This is a genomic window from Sphingomonas alba (assembly GCF_023516555.1).
Taxonomy (GTDB): domain Bacteria; phylum Pseudomonadota; class Alphaproteobacteria; order Sphingomonadales; family Sphingomonadaceae; genus Sphingomicrobium; species Sphingomicrobium album.
This window is the reverse complement of the sequence record NZ_JAMGBD010000001.1, coordinates 841,347-868,144: the sequence shown is the minus strand read 5'-3', so window position 1 is coordinate 868,144 and position 26,798 is coordinate 841,347. Positions and strand designations below refer to the sequence as shown.

Here is a 26,798-nt window from a genome sequence, read left to right as displayed (position 1 = left end):
ATCAGCAACCGGCTGCCTTGGGTGGCATGGACGGCGAAGCAATGCCGACGTTCCAGTTCCACGGCTGGTTGCCCTGGGCCCGGCGGCGGCACATGACTTCCTCATTGAGCTTGAACATGCCGGGCATCAGCTCGCTTGCGGGTTGCGGCGTGCTAGCGAAGTGCATGAAGCTGCGGGTGGCTCCATAGGCGGGCCAAGCGGGCTGGTTCTTCGCGGTCGGTTTGCCGGTCGCAGCGAAGCTCGCCCAATAATCGAGCATTGCTTCCGACATGCTCTGCTCGGTCGCCGTGGCCGGAATCTTCGGCCAGTTCGGCCCGAGCTTGTCGAATGTACCGAACATGTATGGCAGTTCGCTGGCGTGAAAGGCGTGAAGGCCGGCCTTGTCCATTGCCGGGTAGCCGTGGTCGAACAAATAGAGATAAGCGCGTTGTCCCAGCGCCGCCTGGTCGCGCACCAGCCGTTCCGCAGTCCAGCCGTAGAGGCTGTCGCGCGTCGCTGCGAGCATGCTCTCGCGGTAATCTGTCGCGGGATAGAGTTTCAAAAAGGCATCGGCGAGATCGCCGTATCGCGCGCGAATTTCCTTTTCATAATCCGCGGCGGTTGCCGGGGCCGTCGGCAGCAAGATCGTCAGCGAACGAATTTCGCCCTGGTTGAAGCCGGCCAGCATCGGAATGCGTGACTGCTTCTTCTGGTCGAACGTATTGACGGTCTGGTCCGGCAATATCTTTCCGTCGACCGATGCCCAGGGGGAATAGTTAAGCTTGGCGGCAGCCTCGAGCAGCGCTTTCGGTTCCATCGCGCGCATCGCCGCGATCCCGCTCGCACCGAGATGCTGCTGGACATAGGTCCCGACGGACTCGCCCGACGGCTGGCCGAACGTGTCGCGCTTCAGGTCGGGCATCGTGATCATGTAGGCGCTTTGCGCGATCGCTTTGTGGAACAGCCCTTGGGCGGGCGGCGACTGCATGAGGAACATGACGCTGAGCGCGCCCGCCGACTCTCCCATGATCGTGACGTTCGACGGGTCGCCACCGAACGCGGCGATATTGTCATGGACCCAGCGGAGCGCGAGAATCTGGTCGAGCAGGCCGTAGTTGCCGGAAATGCCGTCCTTGCTTTCAGCGCTCAGTTCCGGATGGGCGAGCCAGCCTAGCACACCGAGGCGATAGTTGATGGAGACAACCACGAGGCCGCGATCAGCGAGCTTGCCCCCGTTATAGGTTCCTTCGCCGCTGAAGCCGGTTTGCAAAGCGCCGCCGTGGATCCAGACAAGGACCGGCGCCTTTTTCGCTTTTGCGGGAGCCCACACATTCAAGGTCAGGCAGTCCTCGCTCATCGGCGGGGGGCTGGCCGGATTGTAGACGGTTGCCAATTTGCTCGTGGGCTGGAAGCAAGCCTTGCCGAGTTCGGTTGCCGGCCGCACGCCGTCCCATTTCGCCAGCGGCACGGGAGGCCGCCAGCGCAAATTGCCGACCGGCGGCTCGGCGTAAGGAATGCCGAAGAAGGTGCGCATGCCAGCGCTCTCGCTGCCCTGCACGGTGCCGGCGGGCGCCTTGGCGATCGATGGGGCGGCTTGGGCTGGGTTGGAAGCCAACAAAATCGCAGCAGTCAAAACGAGCCATGGGCGCATGTCATTTTGCCTTTGCGAAGCGCGGCTCGGCTTTCAGCCGCCGGGCGAGGAGGACGAAAAAGAAGATGGCGACGAGGTAGAAGGGGGTCATCGTGTAGAGCGAGATCTGCAGCGAATTTTCGTGGCCCTGCGCCGCAAAGTAATCGCTCGCCGCGCCGACATAGGTCGGGCCGAGCCCTAGCCCGATGAAGTTCATGACCAGCAGCAGCAAGGCGCCGCTCAGGACGCGCTCTTCCGGACGAACTTCCTCCTGAACGAGGGCGATCGACGAGGAGAGATAGAAATAGTTGAGGAACATGGCGACGGTCAGGAAGACCAGTGCCAGCCGCCAGTCTGGTGCCCAGACGAACAGCAGATAAAAGGGCATTGCCGCGGCGAGCGAAATCGCCGGAGCCACTGCGTAAGCCGCACGCGATTGCCGGGTGAAACGGTCGATGATGCGTCCCGACACGAGCATGCCGCCACTCATGCCCATGGCGACGACCAGAGCATACCAGATGGCGACGTCGTTCAGGGTCATCCCCTTTTCCCGCATCAGGAAAAGGACCGCGAAATTGCCTAAGCCGTAAGTGACGAACTGCGTCGCTCCGCTGCCGAGGGATGCAAGCAGCAGGACGGGGTTGCGGAAGAATGCGGTGATCGTCGCGATGAATGGAGCCTTGGCGGGAGCCGCGCCCTGACCTTCGCCCGAATGCAGGCGATCGAGGGCCCCGCGCTCGGGCTCACGAATGGTAAGCTTTACGACAACCGCGGCAACGATGCCGATGACGCCGATCGTGATGAACGCATCGCGCCAGTCGAACGCCGCAGCGATGCTCGCGCCGAACGCAATGCCGATCGCGGCGCCGATCGGGGGACCAAGATTGTAGATTCCCAGAGCGGTGCCGCGTTCGCCGGGCGGAAAGGTATCCGTGATCAAGGCATAGGATGGAGGAACGCCGCCGGCTTCGCCAAAGCCCACGGTCATTCGGGCGATGACCAGCTGCGTGTAGTTCGCCGACATGCCGCAGGCGGCGGTTGCCGCGCTCCATATCGCGCAGGCCAAAGACAGGACATTCACGCGGTTAGTGCGGTCCGCGAACCAGCCAACCGGAATGGCGATGAAGCAATAGAAGAAGGCGAAATAGAGTCCGCCGATAAGGCCCAGCTGCCCGTCGGTGATATGCAAGCTGTCCTGGATCGGCTTGGCAAGAATGCCGAGCAGCTGGCGATCGAGGAAATTGAGAACATAGACGAACGTCAATGTGACGAGCATCACGGTCTGCGTGCGGCGCGACGGCGGGTTGTGGGCCCCTGCGGCGGCGACCCCGGTCAAGGCTTGCGACCAGCGCTGCATGAACGAACGATCGGGTGGCGGGAACATGCCTCGACCGCGAAAACAAAGACGATCAAGAGCCTCTCCCGGACTTCGAACGCGGCACGAGTTTAGAGTGCAATCGCAAAGCCGAGTCAATGGACACTATCACGTGCGTGAATATTGTTGCGACAGGCGCGGGGCGGCTTGACGCGCACCGAACTGGGGGGGAAGAGTCATCGGCATGAAGGAAGGCAAGGTAAACCAAGGTCGCTCCGTCAAAGCCCGGCAGCGGGCGGAAATGACCGAGCAGATCCTCAACGCGGCCGAGTATCTTTTTTCGAAGCACGGTCTCTATGGTGTGACGCTGAAGGACGTGGCCAAGCTGGTCGGCGTCCACCACACCCTTCTCAACTACTATTTCTCCGACAAGCGCGCATTGTTCGATGCGGTGTTCGCGCGGCGTGCGGTCGTGACCATCGATCGCCGCATGAAGGCGATGGAAGAATATGAACGAAGCTGCGGCGGCAAGCTGACGGTCGAAGGCGCGCTTCACGCCTTCCTGGACACAGATCTCGATACGTACATCAGTGGGGGCGAGGGCTGGAAAAATTATGCATCCCTAACCGCCCAGGTCGCGAACACCCCGGAATGGGGCGCGGACATGATGGATAACCATTTCGATCCGGTCGTCCTGCGGCTCATCGACCTGTTGAAAAAGGCGGTCCCGGAGGCCGAGCCGAAGGACATTTTCTGGGCATATCATTTCGTGACCGGGGCCCTGATGCTCACGCTGGCGCGGACGGGGCGCATCGATAAGCTTTCAGGCGGCCTTTGCCACTCCGACGATTTCCAGGCGGTCAAGGAGCGCATGACGACGTTCATGGCCGCCGGCATTCGCGCCATCTGCACGCCCAAGGCCTGATTGCCCGGAAGCTTCGCTCACTATCTTGATAGTGAATGTCATTGCCTCTAGCCTCCCCTGAAATTCGCAGGAGCAGTCGGTGAATCTCAAAGACAATGTCGCGATCGTCACAGGGGCCGGCGGCGGGCTCGGCCGCGCCCATGCGGAATATCTCGCCCGTAAAGGCGCGAAGGTTGTGGTCAACGACCTTTCACCGGAGAGCATCGAGGCGACAGTCGAAGCGATCCGGGCTGCCGGCGGCGAGGCGATCGGCAGCGTCGCTTCGGTGACTAACGAGGCGGCAGTCGAGCGCATGGTCGAAGACGCGGTGCGCGAATGGGGTCGCATCGACATTCTCGTCAACAATGCAGGCATTCTTCGCGACCGCAGCTTCACCAAGATGTCGATCGATGAGTTCCGCCTGGTGGTCGATGTCCATCTCATCGGATCGGCCATCTGCACAAAGGCCGTTTGGGAACTGATGCGCGAGCAGAACTATGGGCGCATCGTCATGACGACGTCGTCGTCGGGCCTGTTCGGCAATTTCGGGCAAGCCAATTACGGCGCGGCCAAGATGGCGCTCGTGGGGCTGATGCAGACGCTCGCCATCGAAGGTTCGAAATACAATATTCGCGTAAACTGCCTGGCGCCCACCGCCGCGACCGGCATGACGCAGGACATTCTTGGAACCGACCAGCTGGCCGCGCTTGCACCGGAGCTCGTCAGCCCTGCGCTGCTGCTGTTGGCGGGAGCCGACGCCCCGACCAGGGCCATTGTCTGCGCCGGAGCCGGGCACTTTGCCCGATCTCACATCACATTGACCGATGGCATGTTCATCGGTGCCGGCGAGGATGCTGGCGAGGAATTGATCCGCAGCTGGGACGCGGTTTCAGACCGGTCGGGCGAAATCGTTCCGGACTATGGTTTCACGCAGGCCGAGCGGGAGGTGGCGAGCGCAAGCGCCGGCAAGCAATTCGCAGTCCTTGGTTAGGATGTACCGGGATCAGTGGCGCGTGTCGGCTTTCGATTGTTCCTGCCTCTAGAGCGCTAGCGTCCGCTTTCCACCCAAATCGGACGCTAGCCCGCCTCTAATCCCAAGCCCTCGAAATGCTCGATGCGGCGCGGGGCGATGATCAGGCCGTCGACGCCCGGCGTATCGAGGACGAAGCGAATTGCGGCTTCGGCAACGGTCTGGCCTCCGGCCTCGGCCTGCTGGCGTAGCCGCTCGATCGCGGCGAAACTCTCCTCGGTCGCATAGGCGGCACCAAATTCCGGCGCGTGGGCAAACCGGCTGCCGGATGGCGCCTCATCACCGGGTCGATACTTACCCGTCAGGAAGCCACCGGCGAGCGGGCTGAAGGCGGTGTAGCGAAGGCCGGTTTCGGCGCAGTAGGGGATGAAATCCTCCGCGTCGCTTCGGCTGAGCAGGTTGAACTCATTCTGCAAATATTCGAAGCGCCCGCCGAGGTTGCTGCCGGCTAGCTTCCGGACCGCCTGCGCGTCGGCCAGCGTCGCGTTCGAAATGCCGAAGCGGTCGATCTTGCCGGCCTCCGCTGCGCGCTCCATCGCGCCGAGCGTCTCGTCCAGCGGCGTAACCCGGTCGAATTCGTGAATGTAATAAAGGTCGATCCGCTCGACCCCCAGCCGGCGCAGGGATTGGTCAAGGTGATGTGCGATCTGCGCGCGGCATAACGGACTCTCGCCGGCAGAAGCGCCGTGCGGATTGCCGACCTTTGTGGCGATCTGTGCACCTTGGACGAATGCCGGGCCCTGCGCCCTCAGCCATTCGCCAAGGACGGTCTCGCTCGCGCCGCCGCCATAAGTGTTGGCCGTGTCGAACCGGCGAATGCCAAGCCGCCGGGCATGGTCGAGCAATTGCAGCGCCTGGGTGTCACTGTCGCCGGCGTCGCGCAGGCTCGGCGAAGACCCGATGCCGCCGAAATTGCCGCAACCGAACCAGATCCGCTCGATATCGTCCCGGCCCAGCATGCCGCGCTATCGCTTCCAGGCCACCATATCCCCGGCCTTGATGCCCAGTTCGTCGGAACGGCCTCCGTTGATCTCCAGCACGGCCTCGACGATGTCCCCTGAGCCGACCGGCTCCAGCGACAGCGGCACGACATTCTGCTCGATCCTGAGGATTTTGCCGCCCGGCGAGACGAAGATCATGTCGAGGGGGATGAGCGTGTCCTTCATCCAGAAGGCGACCGTCTGCGCCGGCTGATAGGGGAAGATCATGCCATGGTCGGCCGGCATCGACTGGCGGTGCATCAGGCCGTTGGCATGCTCCTCGGGCGTCCGCGCGACTTCCACGACGAAATGGTGGGCCTGGCCCGCGGCGGTGGTGATCGTCAGAGGCACCTGGTCGAGCCCTGCTGCGGATTGCTCCAGCGGTTCACTGCCTGGCTTGGGGTGGCAGGCGGCGAGGGGGATGAGGAACGCAAGCGCGAGCGCGCCGGCGATCAGACGTGGCGAAGCTCGACGGCGGTCAGGCCCTTCTTGCCCTCCGCGATCCGGGCTTCCATCCGGTCGCCCGGCTGCAAGTCGTTGATCCCGGCGCTGCGCACTGTCTCCATATGGACGAAGATATCGCTGTCCGGGTCCGCGACGCGATTGATGAACCCGTAGCCCTTGACGCGATTGAACCACTTGACCTCCACCGGCTCGAACTCCCCGGCGTTATCGGCAAGTGCCTTGCGATCGGCCCGGTCGGCGGAAGGCATGGCGGGCCGGGCCGCGCCCGGCAAGACCTTCGAAAGGTCGATAGACAGGATTTTGCGCGCCTGCAGCCCGCGATCCTGCTGCTCGGCGATGCATTCGACCAGCGCGCCCTCAGGCAGGCTGCGCCGGCCATGGTCGCGCAGGACGGAGAAATGGATGAGAACGTCGCCCTCGACCTGGTCGCTGACCAGGAAGCCGAAGCCGCGCGTCGCGTCGAACCATTTGATTCGGCCCTCGACGTGGATCCCGTTGGGGAACGCGTCTTCGTCTGGAAGGATTTCGACGGTCACAGGCTCGCTCGCAGAATCAACGGCGGTGCCAACGGGCTCTTCACCCTTCGGCGCTTCGGTCGCGATAGGCGTCGCTTCGGCACTCGTTTGACGCACTTCCAACTCTTACCACGTGGAAGCCCGGCATTAAACAATATTAAGAAGACATTTAATCAGGCAAAATCCTGAAGGCTTTCGGCGTCGATTTCCGCCCCCGGCGCCAGGCTAAGGATACTCTTCGCCAGCCTGAAGTCGTGACCGGCGCGGACCATGGCCGCCAGCGCCTTCTCCTTTTGTGCCGGTTCGGGGTTTTCACTGGCATAGGGCCCGATGCGCCGCCGTTTCGCGAAATGCAGCGCCGCTGCGACCGCTTCCTCACGCGCATGGTCCCGCGCCGCTTCGCCGTCGCTTTCCTCGATCCCCGCCGCGTGCAGGGCCTGGCCGACCCGCCGCGCCCCATATCCGCGCGCCGTCAGCGATCGCGATTTCGACAGCGCGAAGGCGGCATCGTCGACGAAGCCCAGTCGCGCCGCCTTCGCGACCAGCGCTTCGACCGGCGGCTCGCCATTTCCCGCCCAGCCGCGCTCCCTGACCTTGCGCGACAAATAGCTTCCAAGCTTTGCCCGGCTGGTCGCGAATTTGCCGACATAGTGCATCATCAGCTCGTTGAGCTTGCCCTCATCCAGTGGCGGACGGGGCTTTTTCGGGCCTCTCGGGCGCATGTCCTATGCCTAGGGAACACCCCCAGAGGCTGCAATCGCCATGCTTCTGCCCTATTTGCCGACCACAGCCGAAGTTTCGTAAAACAGCTGCGAGGAGCAGCTCGCGTGGGGAAAAACGTGCAGGACCTGGGTGTGATCGACCGCGATTCGTCGTTTGAGGAAGATTTGACCCCTCCGGGTGCAACCCCAACCCTCGACAGCTTGCCGCGCCGCGTGGCCGACTTCCCGACGCTCGGCGAGGCGCTCGATTACGCCGCCCGCGGCCAGCGCGGCATGAACTTCCATGATGCCCGCGGCACTTTGGCCCAGGCCTATCCCTACGCTTTGCTGCGCGAAGACGCGCTGGCACACGCCCGCCGCTTCATGGCGCTCGGCCTCAAGAAGGGCGACCGCCTTGCGCTCGTCGCCGAGACCGGCCCGGATTTCGCCGCCTGTTTCTTCGGCGCGGTCTATGCCGGCCTCTGGCCCGTACCGCTGCCGTTGCCGACCAGCTTCGGCGGCCGCGAGGCCTATGTCGAACAGCTTCGCGTCATGCTGACCAGCAGCGACCCGCAGCTTTTCCTCTATCCCCAGGAACTGGCCGATTTCGCCGGTGAGGCCGCGCGCATCTGCAAGGTCGAGTCGCGCAATTGGGAAGGCCTCGACGGCCTCGATCAATCCTCCGCCGATTTGCCGTCGTCCACCGAGGGCGAGATCGCCTATCTCCAATATTCTTCGGGCTCGACCCGCTTCCCGCATGGCGTCGCGGTCACCCATCGCGCCTTGCTCGACAACCTCCACGCCCACGGCGTCGGGATCGAAGTCGACCCGGCCGATCGCGTCATCAGCTGGTTGCCCTGGTATCATGACATGGGCCTCGTCGGCTGCATGCTCTCGCCGATCGCCAACCAGATCAGCGTCGACTATCTGAAGACCGAGGATTTCGCTCGCCGTCCGCTTGCCTGGCTCGACCTGATCAGCCGCAACCCCGGCACCTCCGTCAGCTATTCGCCGACCTTCGGCTTCGACATCTGCTCGCGCCGCATGAGCTCGCAGACCCGCGCCGCCGACCGTTTCGATTTGTCCCGCTGGCGGATTGCCGGCAACGGCGCCGACATGATCCGCCCGGACGTCATGCAGGCCTTCGTCGACAGCTTCGCCGACGCCGGCTTCAAGGCGGGCGCCTTCTGCCCCAGTTACGGCCTCGCCGAGGCGACTCTCGCCGTCTCGATCATGCCGCCGGGGCAGGGTATCCGCATCGAGCTGGTGGAGGAGAGCGAGCTCTCCGGCGTCGGCACGCCAAGCCAGGAGCGCCCGCGCCGCTACCGCGCCATCGTCAATTGCGGCAAGGCCGTGGCGGGCATGGAGATCCAGGTCCGCGATGCGTCCGGCGCCGTCTCCCCCGACCGCTCGATCGGCAAGGTCTACTGCCGCGGCTCCAGCGTCATGCACAGCTACTTCCGCGATCAGGAATCGACCAACGCCTGCCTCAGCGCCGACGGTTGGCTCGACACCGGCGACATGGGCTACCTCTCGGGCGGCTACATCTTCATCGTCGGCCGCGCCAAGGACATGATCATCATCAACGGGCGCAACCACTGGCCGCAGGACATCGAATGGGCGGTCGAGCAGCTGCCCGGCTTCAAGTCCGGCGACATCGCCGCTTTCGCCATCACCGGCCCGAGCGGGGAGGAGACTCCCGCCGTCCTCGTCCACTGCCGCGTGTCGGATCCGGAAGAGCGCGGCCGCCTGCGCGACGACATCCGCGAGCGCGTCCGCGCCATCACCGGCATCACGCCCGTCGTGGAGCTCGTCCCGCCCCGCACCCTGCCGCGCACGAGTTCGGGCAAGCTCAGCCGCACCAAGGCGCGCAACCTTTACCTCTCGGGTGAAATCCAACCCTATGATATAGCCGCCTAGCCGAATCTGACTCATCGCCAAGGGAGGGCGTCATGAGTGGATTATGCTCTAGCTTCACCTACGCGGCCCATGCATTTCTCTGGCTGTCGCTCATTGTCGCAATCGTCGAAACCTACCACGCGATCTTCACCCCGGCGAAGCCCGGCGGGGAAGTGCAGCGCGAGAAGCTTACAGCCGAGACGGTCGATGCCATTGGCCGGGTTCTGACTGCCTTGAAGGACTTGCCCGCCTGGGTTGCGATATTCGTCGCCGCCATGGCGCTGGTCTGGACCATGACCTCCGCGCCGGGACTTTGCCCCTGAGGCGCTTGCGCTTCGGACCTCCCGCCGCTACCTCGCGCGGCGGCCTAGGGGTATAGCTCAGTTGGTAGAGCATCGGTCTCCAAAACCGAGGGTCGTGGGTTCGAGTCCCTCTGCCCCTGCCAGGCCGGAGGAAGGCGACTAGCGGCAGCTAGGAGCCGGTCGCAAAGCGATCCAAACGGCCGGCCGACCTGCGGAGCAGGATCGACGTCACGGATTTACTCCGTGACGGCCACCAATCCCTTGAAGACTCACCTCATCGGGTCTAAGTGACCGCAAGCTCCGCCGGCCCTTGCGCCTGCGGAGCCTTTTTCTATCTGGAAACCGAAAGCGACGAAGACAGTGGCGAAAACCTCCCCCGGTCAATTCTTCCGTGAGGTCAAATCAGAGGCCTCCAAGGTCGTCTGGCCGACCCGCAAGGAAACCATCACCACCGGCATCATGGTCGTGATCATGACGTCGCTGCTCGCGATCTTCTTCTTCGGCGTCGACGCATTCTTCAGCGCCACCGTCCAGTTCCTGCTGACCTTCCTCGGCTAGCGCTCCTCCCTCTCCCGCGATCGGGAGAGGGTCGGGGTGAGGGCCTGTTTTGAGATTTTGAATAGGTAATACGCAAATGTCCCGCTGGTACATCATCCACGCTTATTCCGGCTTCGAGAACAAGGTGAAGGACCAGATCCTCGCCGACGCCACCCGCATGGGCCTCGATGCCCTGGTTGAGGCCGTCGAGGTCCCGACCGAGAAGGTGACGGAGATCCGCCGAGGCAAGAAGGTCACGTCCGACCGCAAGTTCTTCCCGGGCTATGTGCTCGCCAAGCTCAACCTCAACGACGACGTCTACCATTTGGTGAAGAACACGCCGAAGGTGACGGGCTTCCTCGGCCCCAACGGCAAGCCGCAGGCGATCAGCGAGGCCGAAGCCGCGCGCATCCTCTCCACCCGCGAAGAAGCCGCCGCCGCCGCGCCCAAGCAGCGCGTCAAGGTCGATTACGAGATCGGCGACGCGGTCAAGGTCCTCGACGGCCCCTTCGCCAGCTTCAACGGCGTCGTGGAGGAGCTGGACTTCGACCGGGCAAGGGTCAAAGTTTCCGTCTCGATCTTTGGTCGAGCGACCCCTGTCGAACTCGAGTTTGAACAAGTCGAGCGAGTTAAATAGCTCCACTCGTCATTCCCGCGCAGGCGGGAATCCATTCAGCGGCTTGGCGGGGTAGCCAGCCTGCCAAGTAAGTTGCGGTCACTGTCTGTCCTGCTGACCGCACGCCGCCCCAAGGGCCGCTTCGGCGGCCCTTTTCTTTTGAAAGTCCTGTTTGGGGTGTCCGCTACGCTTCGTTGTATGCTCGATCCAAAAGGGGCTTCGCCTTTTCAAAATCTAAATCACTTGCGATCGTGATTTCCAGGTCTCCGGTTCCGTAGTGTCCGATTTTGCGGACGTCGCGGGTGAACCCCGGCTCTAATTGAACTGTGTCGGGATTGACCTTACCGTAAATCAGCAACTTGTTGATCTGGTTGCGAATTTCGACACAGGCAAAATTCTTGATGCGACGAAACGCGACGTAACATTCCGTTGGCTTTACCGAAACATCGTCTCCCAAGGCCATCAGATAACTTGCAAGCGACTCATATTGATCTTTGAGGGCTGGGGGTGCCTCCTGAATTTGCTGCGAAACTGATTTGTATTTCCCCTTAGCGCCCGCTGCGCTGATGCCCGATGCGGTACTGACTGACCCACCAGAGGCGCTGGCGCTTGTTGTCGTCAGTTGCTCTAGAAGCAAAAGGTCACCCTCGAATTTTCGGTAGCGGATTAGGTCGATATTACGGTTCATCTGCTTGACCGCGTGCTCATCATACTTGGTGAAATCGCCTGCGATGCAAATCAGTCGGGGGCCGGACCAATCGACCTTTTTGGCTTCGTCGGCACCGAAGCGCTCAAGTACCGACCACTCGAAATCCTTTCGATGGCCCATCAACCAGTTCAGATAAAACAGGCCCTGGTTGATGACATTCTCGTTTGATGATCGCTTGTATTCGATAATCACGGGCGTGCCGTTTTCATCGATGCCGAGCGTGTCCATCCGGCCGCCCTCTGTCACATATTCCGATGCTAGGAATCGTACGCCCAGAAGCGCTTCGAGATTCATCTCAAACGTCAATTGGAGTGATTTTTCCAGTGCGACTGCTCCGCCTGTCAGCTGAGCAACGCCGTTCCCTTTCACACGAAAAAGCTTGAGATCGCTCATTGCCACCGCCCCACTTTGATCATCCTTTGAAGCAATGTTGACGATGCCACTCCAAGTATTTCGGATGCGGCCGCAAGTTCGAAGCTGATGGCGGACTGGCCCGCCCCGACGGATTAATCAGTTTGCGCGCGCCGTCGACGTCGTTGATCCGACTGGACAACAGAATCGTTAGATCGTCCGCTAGCGATAAAAGACCCCGGTCGAACATCCAGTGAACCGTGCCGGACAGTGCGATGCCATTCGTGACGATGTCTGGGCCGTTTGCCTCGACTGGCTTGATGTGCGCAGCCTGGGCCTCTGCTTTTCCGCCGCCGTTGATGAACTTGAACCCAGTTAGCGCACATCGTGAATCGTATGCTTCCAAGACCTTCGCTCGGAATACCTTGTCTCGAACCAAACGAGACGTGAGTAGAGTCGTGCGGTCTCTGGGGACGTCGAACGGAGTCTGATCCTCAGCCACCCCCGTTATAGTCCCAGTGGGTAGTCCATCTTCGGAAAGGCCGAGTGCTACAATTCGATTGAAATCGGAATCAGATAGTGGGCGCACCGCGGACTGAGCGCGGCCAGAGATTCGAGATTCCTCATTTAAGACGCCCCTCTCAACGACTTCACCGTTGATGCGGAAGGGTACCGCTTGCTCCAAAGGCAGATAAGATCCGGGCTCAATAAGTGCGAGATATCTGCTTTCGGCTGAGGGGTCGGGAACGATGCGCTCGACCTTCGCGACGGCGTGATATCCTTGTTTCCCTGCTTTCACGGGTTCAAAATAGACGATCCAGTCTCCCACAAATTGGGACGCACGACTGAGATATTGCCGAGGGAATTGGTACCTAACCTCCGGTTGATCATCGTAGATTGAGTCTGCTCGGACAAGGAACACGCCTTTGGCCATACACACCCCCAAACCGAGCGAGGTCAAAGTAACAAGGTCTGTCACGAAGTAAATTCGTCACGTCGGTCCTGTCGCCTTCGGCGCAGGCCGTCCGGGTTTCTCGCTCTCTACGCGCTGGCTCCCGTTTGCTTCGCAAAGCGCTCACCTGCGCTCGGGCGAGAAACCTCTGTCCTACAGCCCCCAAGATCGCGCATATCCTCACGGATGAGCGGCCAGCCGAGTCACCGGGCAAAGTTGACGAAGTTGACAACCCCCCGTTTCGCGCCGGGTCAACGCAGCGCTCGCCAAGATGAACAAGGTAACACTTTGGGTAACAACCCCCCGTTTTCGTAGGAAAGCGTTACCCTCGTGCCCGAATTTGCTCTCCGCGGCGTCTTCCGCTACAGGCGCCGCCTCCAAGCGAAAGCATGGAAAACTGGACCCCGGCCTTCGCCGGGGAACAGGTCGTGCGGGAGGTTACCTTCGGGTGGTCGCTTGAACCGCTAAACTTGAAACCGGCTGAAAGTACGACTTTCAGACGAAATACAGAGTGAGACATGGCAAAGAAAATCACCGGCTATATCAAGCTGCAGGTGCCCGCGGGCATCGCCAATCCGTCGCCGCCGATCGGCCCGGCGCTTGGCCAGCGCGGCGTCAACATCATGGAATTCTGCAAGGCGTTCAACGCCGCGACGCAGGACCTGGAAAAGGGCGCCCCGATCCCGACGGTCATCACCGTCTATGCGGATCGTTCGTTCTCCTTCGCCACCAAGACGCCGCCGGCGTCGTTCCTTCTCAAGAAGGCTGCCAAGCTGAAGTCGGGCTCCAAGGAGCCGGGCAAGGTTTCGGCCGGCACCATCCGCCGCTCGCAGCTCGCCGAGATTGCGGAAGCGAAGATGAAGGATTTGAACGCCAACTCGATTGAGGCGGCGACCCGTATTATCGAAGGCTCGGCGCGCGCCATGGGCCTCCAGGTTGTGGAGGGCTAAACGATGGCCAAGCTGACCAAGAAGCAGAAGGCGGCCGAAGGCAAGGTCGACGCCACGAAGTTCTATGCTGTCGATGAGGCGATCGGCCTCGTCAAAAGCCTTGCGACCAGCAAGTTCGACGAGACCGTCGAGGTCGCGTTGAACCTGGGCGTCGATCCGCGCCACGCGGACCAGATGGTGCGCGGCGTCGTCAACCTGCCCAAGGGCACCGGCAAGGACGTGCGTGTCGCCGTCTTCGCCAAGGGCGCCAAGGCAGAGGAAGCGACCAAGGCGGGCGCCGACAAGGTGGGCGCCGAGGACCTGATGGAAGAAATGCAGGCGGGCAAGCTCGATTATGACCGCGTCATCGCGACGCCGGACATGATGGGCGTCGTCGGCCGCCTCGGCAAGGTGCTGGGTCCCAAGGGCCTGATGCCGAACCCGAAGCTCGGCACCGTCACCATGGACGTCACCAAGGCCGTCACCGACGCCAAGTCGGGCCAGGTCGAATTCCGCGTCGAAAAGGCCGGCATCATCCACGCCGGTATCGGCAAGGCGAGCTTCACCGAAGCGGACCTCAAGGCCAATTTCGACGCCTTCGTCGACGCCATCGTCAAGGCGAAGCCGTCGGGCGCCAAGGGCAAGTTCGTCCAGAAGCTGTCGCTCAGCTCCTCGATGGGCCCGGGCGTCAAGGTCGACCTCACCGAGGTCGCCGGCGCCTAAGCCACTGGCTCGGAAGCTAAAAAGGGAAGGGTCGGGCAGCTTCGGTTGCCTGGCCCTTTTTCTGTAGGCTCCGCTGTGCCAGTGAGGCGGCCATGAAGATCGAAGGCAGTTACCAGCAACAGGGCTATGCCCTGATCCGCGGGCTCATCCCGGCGGAGGTCGCGCAGGCAATCGTCTCGCTGATCCAGCAACGCAAGCTCCCGGATGGCGTCGTCCCCGCGCTGCCCCAGGACCTCGATGGGAACATACTGACGCGCCGAGTTTATGAGCTCTACGGGAATGACCTGGCGCCCATGAAGACCTTCCTGTGGGGCCTGACGCCGGCGATGGAGCAGGTTGCCGGCCGCCGCCTCGTCCCGACCTACAATTATTTCCGCCTTTACCGCGATGGCGACCTTTGCCTGGTTCACCGCGATCGCCCCGCGTGCGAGCACAGCATGTCCCTGACTTTAGGCTACAGCGACGACGAACCCTGGCCCCTGGAATTGGGGCTTGAAGGCTGGGATGGCTCGCTCGACCTCATCGCTCGCGATTTCGGAACGGAGCCCAGCGCGTCGCTGTCGATGCAGGTTGGCGACGCCGTCGCCTATCGCGGCGTCGACCACCGCCATGGCCGCACAACGCCCAATCCCAATCGTTGGTCGGCGCACTTATTCCTGCACTGGGTCGATCCGGACGGACCGCACAAGGACCAGGCGTTCGACGGCAAGGGCATGCACGAACCGGTGGACTTCACTTTCGCCTGACAGGGGGAGCAAGGGGCATGAGCGGAGACAGCATTCTCACCCGTCACGAATATGAGCAGTTGCTCGAGCCCCACACCAAGGAATTGTCCGACGCCGCGCGGTGGATCGCGGAGACCGGCCAGCGGCTGATCGTCATCTTCGAAGGCCGCGACACGGCGGGGAAGGGCGGGTCGATCGACATGATCGCCCGCAACCTCAACCCCCGCCAGTGCCATGTCGCCGCGCTACCGGCGCCATCACCCCGGGAACAGGGGCAATGGTACTTCCAGCGTTACACCCAGCATTTTCCATCGAAGGGTGAAATCACCCTGTTTGACCGCAGCTGGTACAATCGCGCCGGCGTCGAGAAGGTCATGGGCTATTGCACCCCGCAAGAGGCAGAAGCGTTCCTGCAGCAGGTGCCCGAATTCGAGAAGCATCTCGTCGAGGATGGGTTCCTCATCTACAAGTATTGGCTCTGCTGCGATCAGCAACAGCAGGAAGAACGCTTCAAGGCCCGGCTTGAAAATCCGCGCCGCCGCTGGAAGCTGTCTCCGGTCGATATCGACTCCCGGACTCGCTACCAGGCCTATACCGAGGCCCGAGAGCGCATGCTGGAAGCCACGCACAAGCCGTGGGCACCATGGACCCTGGTCGATTTCAATGACCAGCACGTCGGCCGCCTGACTTTGCTCCGCGACCTCCTGGACCGTTTGCCGGACACGCAATTGCCTTATCCCGCCATCGACTGGCCGCCGCTCGCGACCAAGCCGTTGAAGGAACAGTTCGACGTACTGAAACCGATCCCGAACATGCAGGTGGATTGACTGTCACGGCCAAGTCCGTAGCCTGACATGCTTCGGGGCAAGGCTGCAGGGGGGTTCGCCGGCCATGAAAGCATTCAAGCTCTTCGTTCAGCTCACGATCTATTATGTCGTCATCTTTGGCGGAGCCTGGTTGCTCGTCCATAATAATCCGGGCGTGCAATCCTATCTGCCGATCGGTGGCGCGCAGGAACTCATCAACAGCGGCAGCGGCAAGTCGAGCGCGTTGGAAGCGGTGTCGCAGGCGGCGCACGTCAAGAGCATCGGGCAGAGCCTGGGGTGGCTGACGGTGGCGATCCTCGGCGCGCTGATCACCTCTTTCCCGGTGACCTGGGTCTACATGGGGACGCGGACGCAGGACGAATATGATCAGTCGATCATCAGCACTATCCTGATCTTGCCGTCCGTCGTGACGTCCATCGTCGTAGTTGTGCAGCACAGCCTGGCGCTGGCTTTTGCGCTTGGCGGGATCGCTGGCGCGGTTCGCTTCAAGAACAGCCTCAAGAGTTCCGGCGACGCCCTCTACATCCTGTTGGCGGTCGGCATTGGCCTTGCCTCAGGAATCGGTGCGGTCGAGGCCGCTCTCGTGATGAGCCTCGCCTTCAACTATTGTTTCCTCGCGCTATGGATCAGCGAATATGGCGAGCGCGAAGGGATGAAGCGCTACATGAGCGACTTCAATCCCGAGAAGGGGCAGGCGAGCATGGCCGCCAAGCGGGCAGCAGAGGCTCCGACCGAAGGCCTTCCCCCCGGCTAGTTCACGCAGGTCTTCAAGAGGTTTTTGGTGACCGCGTCATCGGTCGCGATATCGTTGAACGACCTGTCGAGGAAGGCGGTTGCTTTCTTCCGCGTGCTCTCTGCGAGTTGCGGGATTTGTGTGAACACCGCCATCATCGCCGCCTTCTGGGCCCGGATGTCGGCGGCCGCTTTCAGCGCCTCGGCATTGTGACGGCAGAATCCGCGGTAGCGGCGCATTTTTACGCTGGACACGCTGATCCCTTCTGGAGGGGCGGCGTAAGGCGCGTCGACCAGTCCCGAGTAATCAAAGTCGTATGGCACGGTCGTCCAAGGCGGTGCGGCACTCGCGCTGATCAGCCGCGAATTGTGACAGCAGGCGTCCCCTTCGGGGCCGGCCTGCATTGCCCAATCGAGGTTTGAGATCATGTACTGGAAAACGGCGAACCGGGCCGCGTCCGACGGGTTCAGATTGGCGACCGGAATGCGGGCGCCGACCTGCGCTTCCTTCATCTCGTTGCGATGCGCAACGTCGCCCAGATCTTCGATGAAAAAGCCCAGCCGTGATGTTCCGGTCTTGCCGCTATCTTCAACGTAATCGACCTGCGCCAGGCGTACCCGAAAGCTCATCGGGCTGAGCAGGTTGTAAAGACGATAGGTGGCATATTCGAGCAGGACATACTGCTGGAAGCCCGGGTTCGACTGGCAGTGGGTGACCAGTTTCAGCCGGTTCTGGCCTGCGAATATTGACGTGGCGGGCGGGTTCCCGGTGAAGTCCACCCGCATCGGCGGAAAGTCGCAAGTGTCCTTGCGCAGGCGAGTGATGCCGCGCGGCGACAATTGCGCCGGAAGATTGTCGGTGCCCGACGTAATCGTCGCCGGGAATGTGTTCTTCCGGTCTTCGCTGCTCGCGAACCGGCTGATGGGCCCCTTGATCGTAATGTGGATCGGCTGGTCGTCGGCGAAGAGCGGCTTCGGCGGCGCAGCCAATGCGGCGGTCGCGGCTGCCGAAAGTCCCAATGCGATCAAAAGGCGTTTCATCTCCACTTCCCCCTAGTGAGTGCTCCTTGCGACGGCGTGCGGCGTGACCCTGTCGCCGTTGATTTCCAGCCAGCTTGGCTGGCCGTTGTAATAGCGGCTGTTGCCGGTATCGATCCGGATCAGCTTGCCGCCATGGCTGATTTCAATTCCCGGCAGGTTCGGCGTGTGCGCGACAACCAGCCGCTTCACGCCAAAACCCGCAAGCACCGCGTCCAGTTCGGCATCGATGCTGGGACGTGGCGTATTGGCAATCGCAGGATTGGCCTTGAGCGCTTCCGCCCAATTTTCCTGGTCGAGCGATCCGCGCGTGATGTTGCCGCGGTACCAGAGCGGCCCCAGAGGGTCGTTGATGATGGCGGTCGGCGCCGTGTTGCGGGCTTTCAGCGCCGCGTCGGCGCGGCTGTTGATTTGCTCGACGGGGACATTCGCATAGGCCGCGCTCAGGCCGCCATGGACGAAAATGCTGTCGCCGATCCTGGCCACGGCTGGCAGGCTCGATACCCAACGCCCGACCTCGCCATCTGGCGCCCAGGCCCGGTCATGCTCCAGCCGGCCGAGCGGCATTTCGGCAAACCATGCCGCTTTGATGTCCTTGTCGCTGGCTGCTGGCTGCCTGGATTTGTAGAACGCCGTGAAAGTCTTGGAATTGGCTTCCCATGTCGCCTGCCGGAGGGCCTCGCTGCGGGAATCCGCGAATGCCGCGAACTCGCCCGCATCGACATAACGCAGGTCGCCGGTCATGTTCATCGCTTCATGGTTGCCCAGTAAGACGACGACTTTTCCGCCAGCCTTCGACGCTTCCTTCTGAAGCTTCTGCAGGTGCCGGATGATCTTCAGGCTATCCGGTCCGCGGTCGACGATATCGCCCTGCTGGACGAGCGTGGTGCGACCTCCCGCCCAGTGATTGCCTGTATCGATCAACCCGGCGCCGCGCGCGATATCGAGCCAGACATTGTAGTCGCCATGCAGGTCACCGACGGCGACAATGCGCTGTTGTGCTTCGGCCGGCGTGGCGGAGAGGGCGGAAAAGGCGAGGACTGAAATCACGAAGCTGATTGCGGACCAGAGGCGACGGACCATCACTAACCCCACCGGAAGACCGGCGTGGATGGGGCGCTTCGGAGGTCGGTTTGTCAACTCCCGAGAGCTAGAGGGTTGATCGTCGGGCGAATTTCGCTATAGGCGCGGCTCCGCATCGGTCCGCCGGTGCGCCGTCCGAGACAGTCGCTGAGGTTCACCTCTTAATTTGCGGCCTAGACGGGGAAAAGAGATCATCGGACCGCGAGAGCGGTCCGTTCGTGCGTTGAACTGACGCATCCGGTCCCCAACCCCACGGACAATGTGCCTTTTCGCAATGGTGCGGGAAGGTTGGTTGAACTTCGGCTTCGGGCTCGTCCCAAAGTCGATAAAGGAGTTGGCATGGATCGTTCGCAAAAGGCCGATCTGGTTGCCGAGCTGAAGAACGTCTTCACCGAGACGAGCGTGGTGGTCATCACCCGCAATCTCGGGCTGTCGGTCGCACAATCGACCGATCTGCGATTGAAGATGCGCGACGCCGGCGCCCAGTTCAAGGTCGCGAAGAACCGGCTTGCCAAGATTGCGCTCGAGGGCACGCAATATGGATCGATCAGCGACCTGCTGACCGGCCCGACCGCGCTTGCTACCTCGATCGACCCCGTTGCGGCCGCCAAGGTCGCGGTGGACTTCGCGAAGACCAACGATCGCCTTGAGATCGTCGGCGGCGCGATGGGCGACACCCTTCTGGATGTCGCCGGGATCAAGGCACTGGCCGAGCTGCCGTCGCTCGACGAACTGCGCGCGAAGATCGTGGGCCTCATCCAGGCGCCCGCGACCAAGATCGCTCGCACCGTCAGCGAGCCGGGTGCTCAGCTGGCACGGGTCTTCGGGGCATATGGTGCCCAGGCTGCCTAAGTTTTTCGCTGTTTCATTTTTCAACGCACGAATTGGGGTAAAACCCCACCAAGGAGTATCAAATGGCTGACATTGCTAAGCTGGTTGACCAGCTGTCCGAACTGACCGTCCTCGAGGCCGCTGACCTCGCCAAGGCCCTCGAAGAGAAGTGGGGCGTTTCGGCTGCCGCTGCTGTTGCGGTTGCTGGCCCGGCTGCTGGCGGCGCTGCCGCTCCGGCCGCTGAAGAGAAGACCGAGTTCGACGTGATCCTCACCGGCGACGGTGGCAAGAAGATCAACGTCATCAAGGAAGTCCGCGCCATCACCGGCCTGGGCCTCGGCGAAGCCAAGGCGCTCGTTGAATCGGCTCCGAAGGCCGTCAAGGAAGGCGTCAACAAGGACGAAGCCGAGAAGATCAAGAAGCAGATCGAGGAAGCCGGCGGCACCGTTGAGCTCAAGTAAGCTTCTTCGACTTCCAGTCGAAAGGGAAGGGCGGTCCGGTGACGGGCCGCCCTTTTTTTTGAGCCCAAGCAGGAAAAGGTTTCTTTACCCCGGAATCTTATCTTGGCGCGATGGTCCGCGCTGTCCTGATATTTCTGCTGCTCGTCGGCTTGGGTGCATCACTGCTAAACACCGCGCAAAAGCCGGAGCTTGGCAGTTCGGCCAATTCAAGACAGGTCATTGCCGTCGACCACGCGGCGAATTCCAGCGAAGCGCTTTCGTCGCTCGATACCGGCTCCGCTGCAGGCGATGCAGTCACTCTGCAACGCCAACCCGACGGCCACTTCTACGCTGATCCCGAAATCAACGGCGCCCGGGTGCACATGCTGATCGATACCGGCGCCACTGCCATCGCCTTGACCCGCGACGATGCCCGCAAGGCCGGTATCGGCATTTCCATCGGCATGCCCAACGTTATCGGCCAAGGGGCCGGTGGCGACGTGAGGGGCGAATATGTCACCGTCGACCGCATCAAACTGGGCGAGAAGACCGCCGAGGCCATGAACGCAGTCGTCCTCGATGGTGGGGGTGTTTCCCTGCTCGGCCAGACGTTTCTCAGCAAATTCGCCAGTGTCGAAATCCACGGCGACACGATGGTGTTGCGCTAAGCTGCAAGTCCCGTAACATCGCCGTCATGACACGACGGGGCATCGAACGGACGCTGGCGGCTCTTGCCGCCGTCATCGGCTGGGCCGGGCTGGCGTTGCAGTTCTGGCTCATCCTGCAAAATTTTGGCGTCGTTGAGGGGGCGTGGCGGTTCCTCGCCTTCTTCACGATCCTCGCCAATGTCGGAACGGCCATCGTCGCCAGCGCAATGGCGACGGGTAGCCGCGGCCTGGCGACACCAAGAGTGCGTTACGCCGCCGCCGTCTCCATCGCGCTAGTTGGACTCGTCTACTCCCTGTGGCTGCGCAAGACATGGGATCCGCAAGGCCTTCAGAAGCTCGCCGATCACGCGCTTCACGATGCGGTTCCCGTGCTTTTCCTGGGTGCCTGGGTGGCGAGCCTGCACGAGCAGCTCAAATGGCGCGATATCCTGTGGGCGCTAGTCCCACCAGTGTTCTATCTGGTTTACGCTTTGGCGAGAGGCTCGGCGGACGGGTTCTACGCTTATTGGTTTCTCAATCCGGCGACCCAGACGCCTGCGCAGATCGGAACCAGTATTGCAGTGTTGCTGGTTGCCGTGGCTCTCCTTGCCGCCGTGCTCAACACGATCGACCACTGGATCGATGACGTCGACGATGAAGGGCAGGTGAAAAATCGCGGAATGGCGGATCCCGAGGACGCGCAGCGGCCACCAAAGGGCAATGGCCTGGTCGAGGAAGCGGACCGAGAAAGTTTCCCAGCCAGCGATCCGCCGAGTTGGACGCTCGGGCGGGACAATTAGTCAGGCTGCGGCCGCTAACTTCTCCGCCGTTTCAACCTCGTCATGGTCGGCGAACTCGCTCCTTCGCTTCAGGCCCGGGCTAAAGAACAGGACCGGTAGCTTCAGGAACAAAAGCTCCGAATGGATCAGCCGGTCGATCGCTCGTTCCCACCAGGCGGGTATGCGGTCCTGGTGGTGCTTCAGCCAGGCTTCGTATGGTTTCCAGTGGCGCGGCTCATCCTGTTTGATGATGCGAAAGATCTTTGTGAGTTGCGGGTCGGCGAGGATTGCCGGATGCTTGAGCAGGATTTCGACCTGCTTAAAGCCACGCCGTTCGGTCAGCGCGATGACACGGCATAGCTTGGCGAAATCCGCATGGCTCTGCACGAACGTCTCAATATCGAGCTCGTTTATCCGCGTTCCAAACAGAAGCTCGACGAAGCGGTCGATATGGCCGCAGGTGCGGTCGACGAAGATCGGCATCCGGCCTCGCTTCTCGAACCAGCGTTTGAACATGACGTAGTGCTTGCGCTCGTCGGCGCGGTGCAGCTCGATTTCGGCGATGAAGGCCGTATCACCGGGCGAACGCTTCCTTACGGCCGCCAGTACCCTGTCGAGCGCCGTGTAACCGCGATGCTCGTTGTAGATATAAATCGCGGTCACCAGGTCGATCCAGCGGCGGTGGTACCACGCGAACATGGCGGGCACGTAGGGGCGACGGCATGAAGCGTCAATTAACTGTGTGGGCGCCGTTAGGAAGTCCTTAGTGGTCTGAAGCGCAAGACTGGCTGAACCCGCTCGGAATTTTTTATGGCTGAATCCACATCAGTCACCACTTTCGTCATGGAAAACCGGCTGCCTTGGCCGGACGAGAATGCTGCGGCCGACGCGCAGGGGCCATTCGACGCAGGTATGATCCATGACGGCGGGATGCGCTGGAAATGCTTTTTCCGCCGGATTTCGCCACTTGGGGTCACCGTTCGGGGCGACGTCAGCATCGCGCCGGGCGAGCAGGTTGCGGTGGAATTGGCCAATGGCCAGCGGCCGCTCGGCACGATCGACTGGGTGAAGGGCGGCGAAGCGGGGGTCGTCTTTAAGCAGCCGATCGACATGCTGGCTCTCATCAACCGCAACCTGATAAGCCAGCCCGCCGAACGACGCTCCATGCCGCGTGTTGAGCTGCGCTGCCGCGTTCATTTGAAGTGGGGGTCGAGCGTCGCCGGCGCCAGCCTGCGCAATATTTCCGCACGCGGCCTGCAGATCGAGGGCGACGAATTGCCGGCGCGCGGAACCTTCGTTTCCGTCTTCGTCGAGGGCCTGAACGTACCGCCCGGCGAAGTGGTCTGGGCCAAGGGCAATTTGGCCGGCATCGAGCTGTTGGATGACCTCAGCTGGAGCTCGATCATCCCGTGGATCCGCGAGAGCGGGCGCAAGGTCGCCTGAGTCTTTCAGGCAACACCTTAGAATCTAATCGCTTTTGTTGAACTTATGGCGCCGCCGAGGGTCTGGACTCGTGGTATACCCTCAGGTGGGCGAGGCTCTCGCTCGCATGAGGGGGAAGACACATGGAGTTCGAGGCAGAAAGCAACCGCAAGGTGCAATTGATCGCGCTTCTGATGACGGTCCTGGTGGTCGGCGGAGGCATCGCCTACGCTATGACAGCAGCGTAAGGTCTAGTTCGCCGTATCGAGGAATGCCCGGACGAGCTTGACGGTCGCGGCCGGATTTTCCTCCATGATCCAGTGCCCGGAATCCGGCACGACGCCTTCGCTGACATTATCCGCGCCGGCACGCATGACCACGGCCATCTGGGTACCAAAGCTCTTTTCACCGCCGAGCGCGAGCACCGGCATTTTCAGTTTCCCCTTCGCGGCGAGCATGGCGCGGTTGTCGATCGCGTCCTGATCGAAGGCTTGAAACTGCTCGAACCCCGAGTGCATCGCGCCAGGCAATGCATAAAGCGCTGCATAATGGGCCCGCGACGCCTCGTCGAAATGCTTGGGGTCGGCGGAGAATTCGTTCCAGAAACGATCGAGGTAGATGCGTTCGCGGCCGGCAACGAGCCTCTCCATGTCGGGCCCGCCGAAACGGAAATGCCAGAGGAGCGGATTCTTGAGGATCTCCTCCCACGGTCCCACGCCGGGAACCGGGGCATCGATCAGGACGAAGCGCCGCACACGCTCGGGATGCTCCATCGCAAAGGCGAAGCCGACCATGTTGCCGATGTCATGGGTGACGAGGTCAGCCGACCTGATCCCAAGCTTATCGAGGACGCCGGCGATATCGCCAGCCTGGGTCTTTTTGTCGAAACCGCCGGCGGGCTTTGACGACAGCCCCAGGCCGCGCAGGTCTGGCACTACGACCATGTGGTCGCGCATCAGGTCCGCGGCCATCGGCGACCACATGTCGCCGGTCTCCCCATATCCGTGGATCAAGACAACTGCCGGTCCCTTGCCGCCAACGCGCACATGGATCGTGGCGCCGTTGGTGGTGATCTCCTGGGTCGAAAACGACGCCGGGTAAGTTGGAACCTGCGCGGCGGCCGGCTGGCTCAGGAATAGGGCCGCAGCCAATATCAGTGGCAAGCGCATTTTTGACACCCTTCGACGGAGGGATTGCGGCACGCGCACAGGCTGAATGCCAGCGACGACTAGCTTGCGCTCACGAAGCTGTCGAGAACTCGCTTGCGGCCGGCGTGCTCGAAGTCGATCTCGAGCTTGTTTCCTTCGATCGCGGCGATGGTGCCGTAGCCGAACTTGCTGTGGAATACGCGCTGACCCAGCGACAGGTCGTCGCGACCCCTGTTGCCCAGGCTGACGGCAGAGGCCTTGGCCTCCACGATCCGCTGCGGCTGGTTATTGTAGCGGCCGGTTGCCGAGGCGCGTTGCCATCCCGGGCCCCGGGTTGAGGCGCGCATCGACTGGGCCGGGCCCAGATGAGCGAAGGGATCGGTCCGCTCCGACCATTGTGCACGCCACAAGCTTTCGCCACCGGTCATGGTCGTCTCTTCCTCGATATGCTCGCGCGGCAGTTCGGCAACGAAGCGGGAAGGGATGCTGCTCGTCCACTGGCCATAGATACGGCGGTTGGCGGCATGGAGGATGGTCGCGTTGCGCCGCGCCCGGGTGATCGCGACATAAGCGAGGCGCCGCTCTTCTTCGAGCGACGCAAGTCCGCCCTCGTCCAGCGAGCGTTGCGACGGGAAGACACCCTCCTCCCAGCCGGCAAGCCAGACATGATGAAACTCCAGCCCCTTGGCGGCGTGGATGGTCATGATCGTGACCTTGTCGCCGGCACTAACGCTATCGTTGTCCATGACCAGCGACACATGCTCGAGGAAAGCGGAGAGGTTGTCATATTCCTCCATCGCGCGCGTGAGCTCAGCGAGGTTCTCGAGGCGGCCCGCCGCTTCCGCACTGCGCTCGGCCTGCAACATGGCGGTGTAGCCACTCTCGTCGAGCATGATGCGGGCGAGCTCAGGATGCGGCAGCTCGCTCGCCATCTGCCGCCAGCGCGCAAGGTCGCCGACGAAGCGCCCGAGCGAACGGCGTGCCTGCGGGGTCAGCTCGTCGCTGTCGAGCATCTGAGCAGCAGCGAGCAGTAAAGGCTCCCCGCGCGCGCGCGCGAGCCTGTGGATCGTGGCAACCGCCTTGTCGCCGAGCCCGCGCTTGGGCGTGTTGACGATCCGCTCGAACGCCAAATCATCCGCCGGCGACTGGATCAGGCGAAGATAGGCGAGCGCATCACGAATTTCGGCGCGCTCGTAGAAGCGGAAGCCGCCGACGATTTGGTAGTTGAGGCCGATGGCGATGAACCGCTCTTCGAATTCGCGGGTCTGGAACTGGGCCCGGACCAGGATGGCTGTCTCATTGAGCGAGATACCGCGTGCCTGCAACCGCTCGATGTCTTCGCCGACACGGCGGGCTTCCTCCGGGCCGTCCCAGACACCGATGACGCGCACCTTGTCGCCCTGCGCCTGTTCGGTCCACAGGGTCTTGCCTAGGCGGCCGCTGTTATGCGCGATGAGGCCGGTGGCCGCGGCAAGGATGTGCGGTGTCGATCGGTAATTCTGCTCGAGCCTGATGACGGTCGCTCCCGGAAAGTCCTTTTCGAAACGCAGGATGTTGGCGACCTCGGCGCCGCGCCAGGAATAGATCGACTGGTCGTCGTCGCCGACGCAGCAAAGGTTGCGGCGCGGCTCGGCGAGGAGCTTCAGCCAATCGTACTGGGCGGCGTTCGTGTCCTGATATTCGTCGACCAGGATGTAGAGGAACCGCTGGCGGTATTGCTCCAGCACGTCCGGATGGTTGCGGAAGATGACCAGCATGTGGAGCAGCAGGTCGCCGAAGTCGCAGGCGTTTAAAGTCCGCAGGCGCTCTTGGTAGGCGGCGTACAATTCCTGCCCGCGGCCATTGGCGAACGCCTCGCTCTCCGCGGCATCAATGTCAGCCGGAGTCCAGCCGCGGTTCTTCCAGCGGTCGACGAGTCCGGCGAACTGGCGTGCGGGCCAGCGCTTCTCGTCGAGATTGCTCGCCGTGATCAGCTGCTTGATGAGGCGGATCTGGTCGTCGACATCGATGATGGTGAAGTTCGACTGGATGCCGACGAGCTCAGCATGGCTGCGCAGCATCTTGGCGCAGGTGGCGTGGAAGGTCCCGAGCCACGGCATGCCCTCAATCGCGCCGCCGGAGATCGCAGATATGCGCTCTTTCATCTCCCGCGCTGCCTTGTTGGTGAAGGTCACAGCCAGGATCTGGCTCGGCCAGGCCTTCCGCGTCGCGATGAGATGCGCGAGGCGCGCCGTCAGCGCTGCCGTCTTACCGGTGCCCGCGCCGGCAAGGACAAGCACCGGCCCTTCGGTCGTCAGCACCGCTTCGCGCTGCGGCGGGTTCAGGCCGGCGATGTAGGCCGGTTCAGACGCGGGGACGGGGGATTCGGGCACCGGGCCGAGGTAAGCGGGAGAGAACGAAACGGCAACCGCGCGAAGTCTTCACATCAGGGTTGATTGAGCGCCCTCAGTCTCTATTTGGGCCGCGACTCGTCAGATTGGGTGAAATCCCGGCCCGCGAATCGCGAGTTATGCGCAATATCCCCGTTATCCACAGGCTTCGGGCCTCATTTTCCGCTTGGCGCGACTCGGAATCATTGTGCACGTTCCA

Annotated in this window: 29 protein-coding genes and 1 tRNA gene; 17 read left to right on the top strand and 13 right to left on the bottom strand. The window is 62.2% G+C overall.

What is annotated here, in order from left to right:
* Window position 1: 1 nt before the first annotated feature.
* Together LZ536_RS04560 and LZ536_RS04555 are read right to left on the bottom strand one after the other, a co-directional pair.
* Entirely contained in the window at window positions 2-1,630 is a 1,629-nt protein-coding gene (locus LZ536_RS04560; protein ID WP_249847118.1) for a carboxylesterase/lipase family protein, read from the bottom strand.
* 1 nt (window position 1,631) lies between these two features.
* Entirely contained in the window at window positions 1,632-2,993 is a 1,362-nt protein-coding gene (locus LZ536_RS04555) for a spinster family MFS transporter (RefSeq protein ID WP_249847117.1), read from the bottom strand.
* Between the two features lie 175 nt (window positions 2,994-3,168).
* Between LZ536_RS04555 and LZ536_RS04550 the strand changes: the two genes are divergently transcribed.
* Both LZ536_RS04550 and LZ536_RS04545 read left to right on the top strand, forming a co-directional pair.
* Window positions 3,169-3,849, top strand: coding sequence for a TetR/AcrR family transcriptional regulator (locus LZ536_RS04550; RefSeq protein WP_249847116.1), 681 nt, complete (start codon window positions 3,169-3,171; stop codon window positions 3,847-3,849).
* Window positions 3,850-3,928: 79 nt separating this feature from the next.
* Window positions 3,929-4,819, top strand: coding sequence for an SDR family NAD(P)-dependent oxidoreductase (locus tag LZ536_RS04545; RefSeq protein ID WP_249847115.1), 891 nt, complete (start codon window positions 3,929-3,931; stop codon window positions 4,817-4,819).
* 86 nt (window positions 4,820-4,905) lie between these two features.
* On the opposite strand, the gene LZ536_RS04540 is transcribed toward LZ536_RS04545, so the two are convergent.
* From LZ536_RS04540 to LZ536_RS04525, 4 genes are all read right to left on the bottom strand, one after another.
* Window positions 4,906-5,817: an aldo/keto reductase gene (locus LZ536_RS04540; protein ID WP_249847114.1), complete on the bottom strand. Its 912-nt coding sequence runs from the start codon at window positions 5,815-5,817 to the stop codon at window positions 4,906-4,908.
* 6 nt (window positions 5,818-5,823) lie between these two features.
* On the bottom strand, window positions 5,824-6,189 hold the full coding sequence (locus LZ536_RS04535; RefSeq protein ID WP_249847113.1) for a DUF192 domain-containing protein: 366 nt from the start codon (window positions 6,187-6,189) through the stop codon (window positions 5,824-5,826).
* 101 nt (window positions 6,190-6,290) lie between these two features.
* Window positions 6,291-6,935 carry a cold-shock protein gene (locus LZ536_RS04530; RefSeq protein WP_348538808.1) on the bottom strand — a complete coding sequence of 215 codons (645 nt, stop codon included), beginning with the start codon at window positions 6,933-6,935 and terminating at the stop codon, window positions 6,291-6,293.
* 56 nt (window positions 6,936-6,991) lie between these two features.
* Window positions 6,992-7,540 (bottom strand): regulatory protein RecX, encoded by a 549-nt coding sequence (locus LZ536_RS04525; protein ID WP_249847112.1) that lies wholly within the window; start codon window positions 7,538-7,540, stop codon window positions 6,992-6,994.
* A 132-nt stretch (window positions 7,541-7,672) separates the two neighbouring features.
* On the opposite strand from LZ536_RS04525, the gene LZ536_RS04520 reads away from it, so the two are divergent.
* The 5 genes from LZ536_RS04520 (at window position 7,673) to nusG (ending at window position 10,894) form a co-directional block, all read left to right on the top strand.
* Complete coding sequence (locus LZ536_RS04520; protein WP_249848555.1) at window positions 7,673-9,439, top strand: fatty acyl-AMP ligase; 1,767 nt, start codon at window positions 7,673-7,675, stop codon at window positions 9,437-9,439.
* 32 nt (window positions 9,440-9,471) lie between these two features.
* Window positions 9,472-9,741, top strand: a complete 270-nt coding sequence (locus LZ536_RS04515) for a hypothetical protein (protein WP_249847111.1) — start codon at window positions 9,472-9,474, stop codon at window positions 9,739-9,741.
* 46 nt (window positions 9,742-9,787) lie between these two features.
* Window positions 9,788-9,863, top strand: a tRNA-Trp gene (locus LZ536_RS04510).
* Window positions 9,864-10,080: 217 nt separating this feature from the next.
* Window positions 10,081-10,278, top strand: coding sequence for a preprotein translocase subunit SecE (secE, locus tag LZ536_RS04505; RefSeq protein ID WP_249847110.1), 198 nt, complete (start codon window positions 10,081-10,083; stop codon window positions 10,276-10,278).
* A gap of 76 nt (window positions 10,279-10,354) precedes the next feature.
* Window positions 10,355-10,894, top strand: coding sequence for a transcription termination/antitermination protein NusG (nusG, locus tag LZ536_RS04500; RefSeq protein ID WP_249847109.1), 540 nt, complete (start codon window positions 10,355-10,357; stop codon window positions 10,892-10,894).
* A 163-nt stretch (window positions 10,895-11,057) separates the two neighbouring features.
* Here the strand turns inward: nusG and LZ536_RS04495 are convergent, their stop codons facing one another.
* Both LZ536_RS04495 and LZ536_RS04490 read right to left on the bottom strand, forming a co-directional pair.
* A complete protein-coding gene (locus LZ536_RS04495) occupies window positions 11,058-11,975 on the bottom strand; it encodes a DUF5655 domain-containing protein (protein WP_249847108.1) in 918 nt (305 codons plus the stop codon).
* Between the two features lie 19 nt (window positions 11,976-11,994).
* A complete protein-coding gene (locus LZ536_RS04490; protein ID WP_249847107.1) occupies window positions 11,995-12,867 on the bottom strand; it encodes an HNH endonuclease in 873 nt (290 codons plus the stop codon).
* A 536-nt stretch (window positions 12,868-13,403) separates the two neighbouring features.
* Between LZ536_RS04490 and rplK the strand changes: the two genes are divergently transcribed.
* The 5 genes from rplK to LZ536_RS04465 all read left to right on the top strand — a co-directional run bounded on the left by rplK (window position 13,404) and on the right by LZ536_RS04465 (window position 16,843).
* The gene (rplK, locus tag LZ536_RS04485) at window positions 13,404-13,835 is read left to right on the top strand and encodes a 50S ribosomal protein L11 (RefSeq protein ID WP_249847106.1); all 432 of its coding nucleotides are present in this window, start codon (window positions 13,404-13,406) and stop codon (window positions 13,833-13,835) included.
* A gap of 3 nt (window positions 13,836-13,838) precedes the next feature.
* Entirely contained in the window at window positions 13,839-14,537 is a 699-nt protein-coding gene (gene rplA, locus LZ536_RS04480; RefSeq protein WP_249847105.1) for a 50S ribosomal protein L1, read from the top strand.
* Window positions 14,538-14,629: 92 nt separating this feature from the next.
* Window positions 14,630-15,283: a hypothetical protein gene (locus tag LZ536_RS04475; RefSeq protein WP_249847104.1), complete on the top strand. Its 654-nt coding sequence runs from the start codon at window positions 14,630-14,632 to the stop codon at window positions 15,281-15,283.
* Window positions 15,284-15,300: 17 nt separating this feature from the next.
* Complete coding sequence (ppk2, locus tag LZ536_RS04470) at window positions 15,301-16,089, top strand: polyphosphate kinase 2 (protein WP_249847103.1); 789 nt, start codon at window positions 15,301-15,303, stop codon at window positions 16,087-16,089.
* Window positions 16,090-16,153: 64 nt separating this feature from the next.
* Window positions 16,154-16,843 carry a DUF4956 domain-containing protein gene (locus LZ536_RS04465; RefSeq protein WP_249847102.1) on the top strand — a complete coding sequence of 230 codons (690 nt, stop codon included), beginning with the start codon at window positions 16,154-16,156 and terminating at the stop codon, window positions 16,841-16,843.
* On the opposite strand, the gene LZ536_RS04460 is transcribed toward LZ536_RS04465, so the two are convergent.
* Both LZ536_RS04460 and LZ536_RS04455 read right to left on the bottom strand, forming a co-directional pair.
* Entirely contained in the window at window positions 16,840-17,862 is a 1,023-nt protein-coding gene (locus LZ536_RS04460) for a hypothetical protein (protein ID WP_249847101.1), read from the bottom strand. The genes LZ536_RS04465 and LZ536_RS04460 overlap by 4 nt on opposite strands.
* A gap of 12 nt (window positions 17,863-17,874) precedes the next feature.
* Complete coding sequence (locus tag LZ536_RS04455; protein ID WP_249847100.1) at window positions 17,875-18,942, bottom strand: metallophosphoesterase; 1,068 nt, start codon at window positions 18,940-18,942, stop codon at window positions 17,875-17,877.
* Between the two features lie 339 nt (window positions 18,943-19,281).
* On the opposite strand from LZ536_RS04455, the gene rplJ reads away from it, so the two are divergent.
* The 4 genes from rplJ to LZ536_RS04435 all read left to right on the top strand — a co-directional run bounded on the left by rplJ (window position 19,282) and on the right by LZ536_RS04435 (window position 21,660).
* Window positions 19,282-19,794 carry a 50S ribosomal protein L10 gene (gene rplJ, locus LZ536_RS04450; protein WP_249847099.1) on the top strand — a complete coding sequence of 171 codons (513 nt, stop codon included), beginning with the start codon at window positions 19,282-19,284 and terminating at the stop codon, window positions 19,792-19,794.
* A 62-nt stretch (window positions 19,795-19,856) separates the two neighbouring features.
* Window positions 19,857-20,234, top strand: a complete 378-nt coding sequence (gene rplL, locus LZ536_RS04445) for a 50S ribosomal protein L7/L12 (protein ID WP_249847098.1) — start codon at window positions 19,857-19,859, stop codon at window positions 20,232-20,234.
* A gap of 110 nt (window positions 20,235-20,344) precedes the next feature.
* Window positions 20,345-20,881: a retropepsin-like aspartic protease family protein gene (locus LZ536_RS04440; RefSeq protein WP_249847097.1), complete on the top strand. Its 537-nt coding sequence runs from the start codon at window positions 20,345-20,347 to the stop codon at window positions 20,879-20,881.
* Window positions 20,882-20,907: 26 nt separating this feature from the next.
* Window positions 20,908-21,660 carry a Pr6Pr family membrane protein gene (locus LZ536_RS04435; protein WP_249847096.1) on the top strand — a complete coding sequence of 251 codons (753 nt, stop codon included), beginning with the start codon at window positions 20,908-20,910 and terminating at the stop codon, window positions 21,658-21,660.
* Here the strand turns inward: LZ536_RS04435 and LZ536_RS04430 are convergent, their stop codons facing one another.
* The gene (locus LZ536_RS04430) at window positions 21,661-22,338 is read right to left on the bottom strand and encodes a ferritin-like domain-containing protein (protein ID WP_249847095.1); all 678 of its coding nucleotides are present in this window, start codon (window positions 22,336-22,338) and stop codon (window positions 21,661-21,663) included.
* A 111-nt stretch (window positions 22,339-22,449) separates the two neighbouring features.
* On the opposite strand from LZ536_RS04430, the gene LZ536_RS04425 reads away from it, so the two are divergent.
* A complete protein-coding gene (locus LZ536_RS04425; RefSeq protein ID WP_249847094.1) occupies window positions 22,450-23,082 on the top strand; it encodes a PilZ domain-containing protein in 633 nt (210 codons plus the stop codon).
* A 230-nt stretch (window positions 23,083-23,312) separates the two neighbouring features.
* On the opposite strand, the gene LZ536_RS04420 is transcribed toward LZ536_RS04425, so the two are convergent.
* On the bottom strand, window positions 23,313-24,230 hold the full coding sequence (locus tag LZ536_RS04420) for an alpha/beta fold hydrolase (protein ID WP_249847093.1): 918 nt from the start codon (window positions 24,228-24,230) through the stop codon (window positions 23,313-23,315).
* Window positions 24,231-24,289: 59 nt separating this feature from the next.
* The gene (locus tag LZ536_RS04415; RefSeq protein WP_249847092.1) at window positions 24,290-26,581 is read right to left on the bottom strand and encodes an ATP-dependent helicase; all 2,292 of its coding nucleotides are present in this window, start codon (window positions 26,579-26,581) and stop codon (window positions 24,290-24,292) included.
* Between the last annotated feature and the right edge of the window lie 217 nt (window positions 26,582-26,798).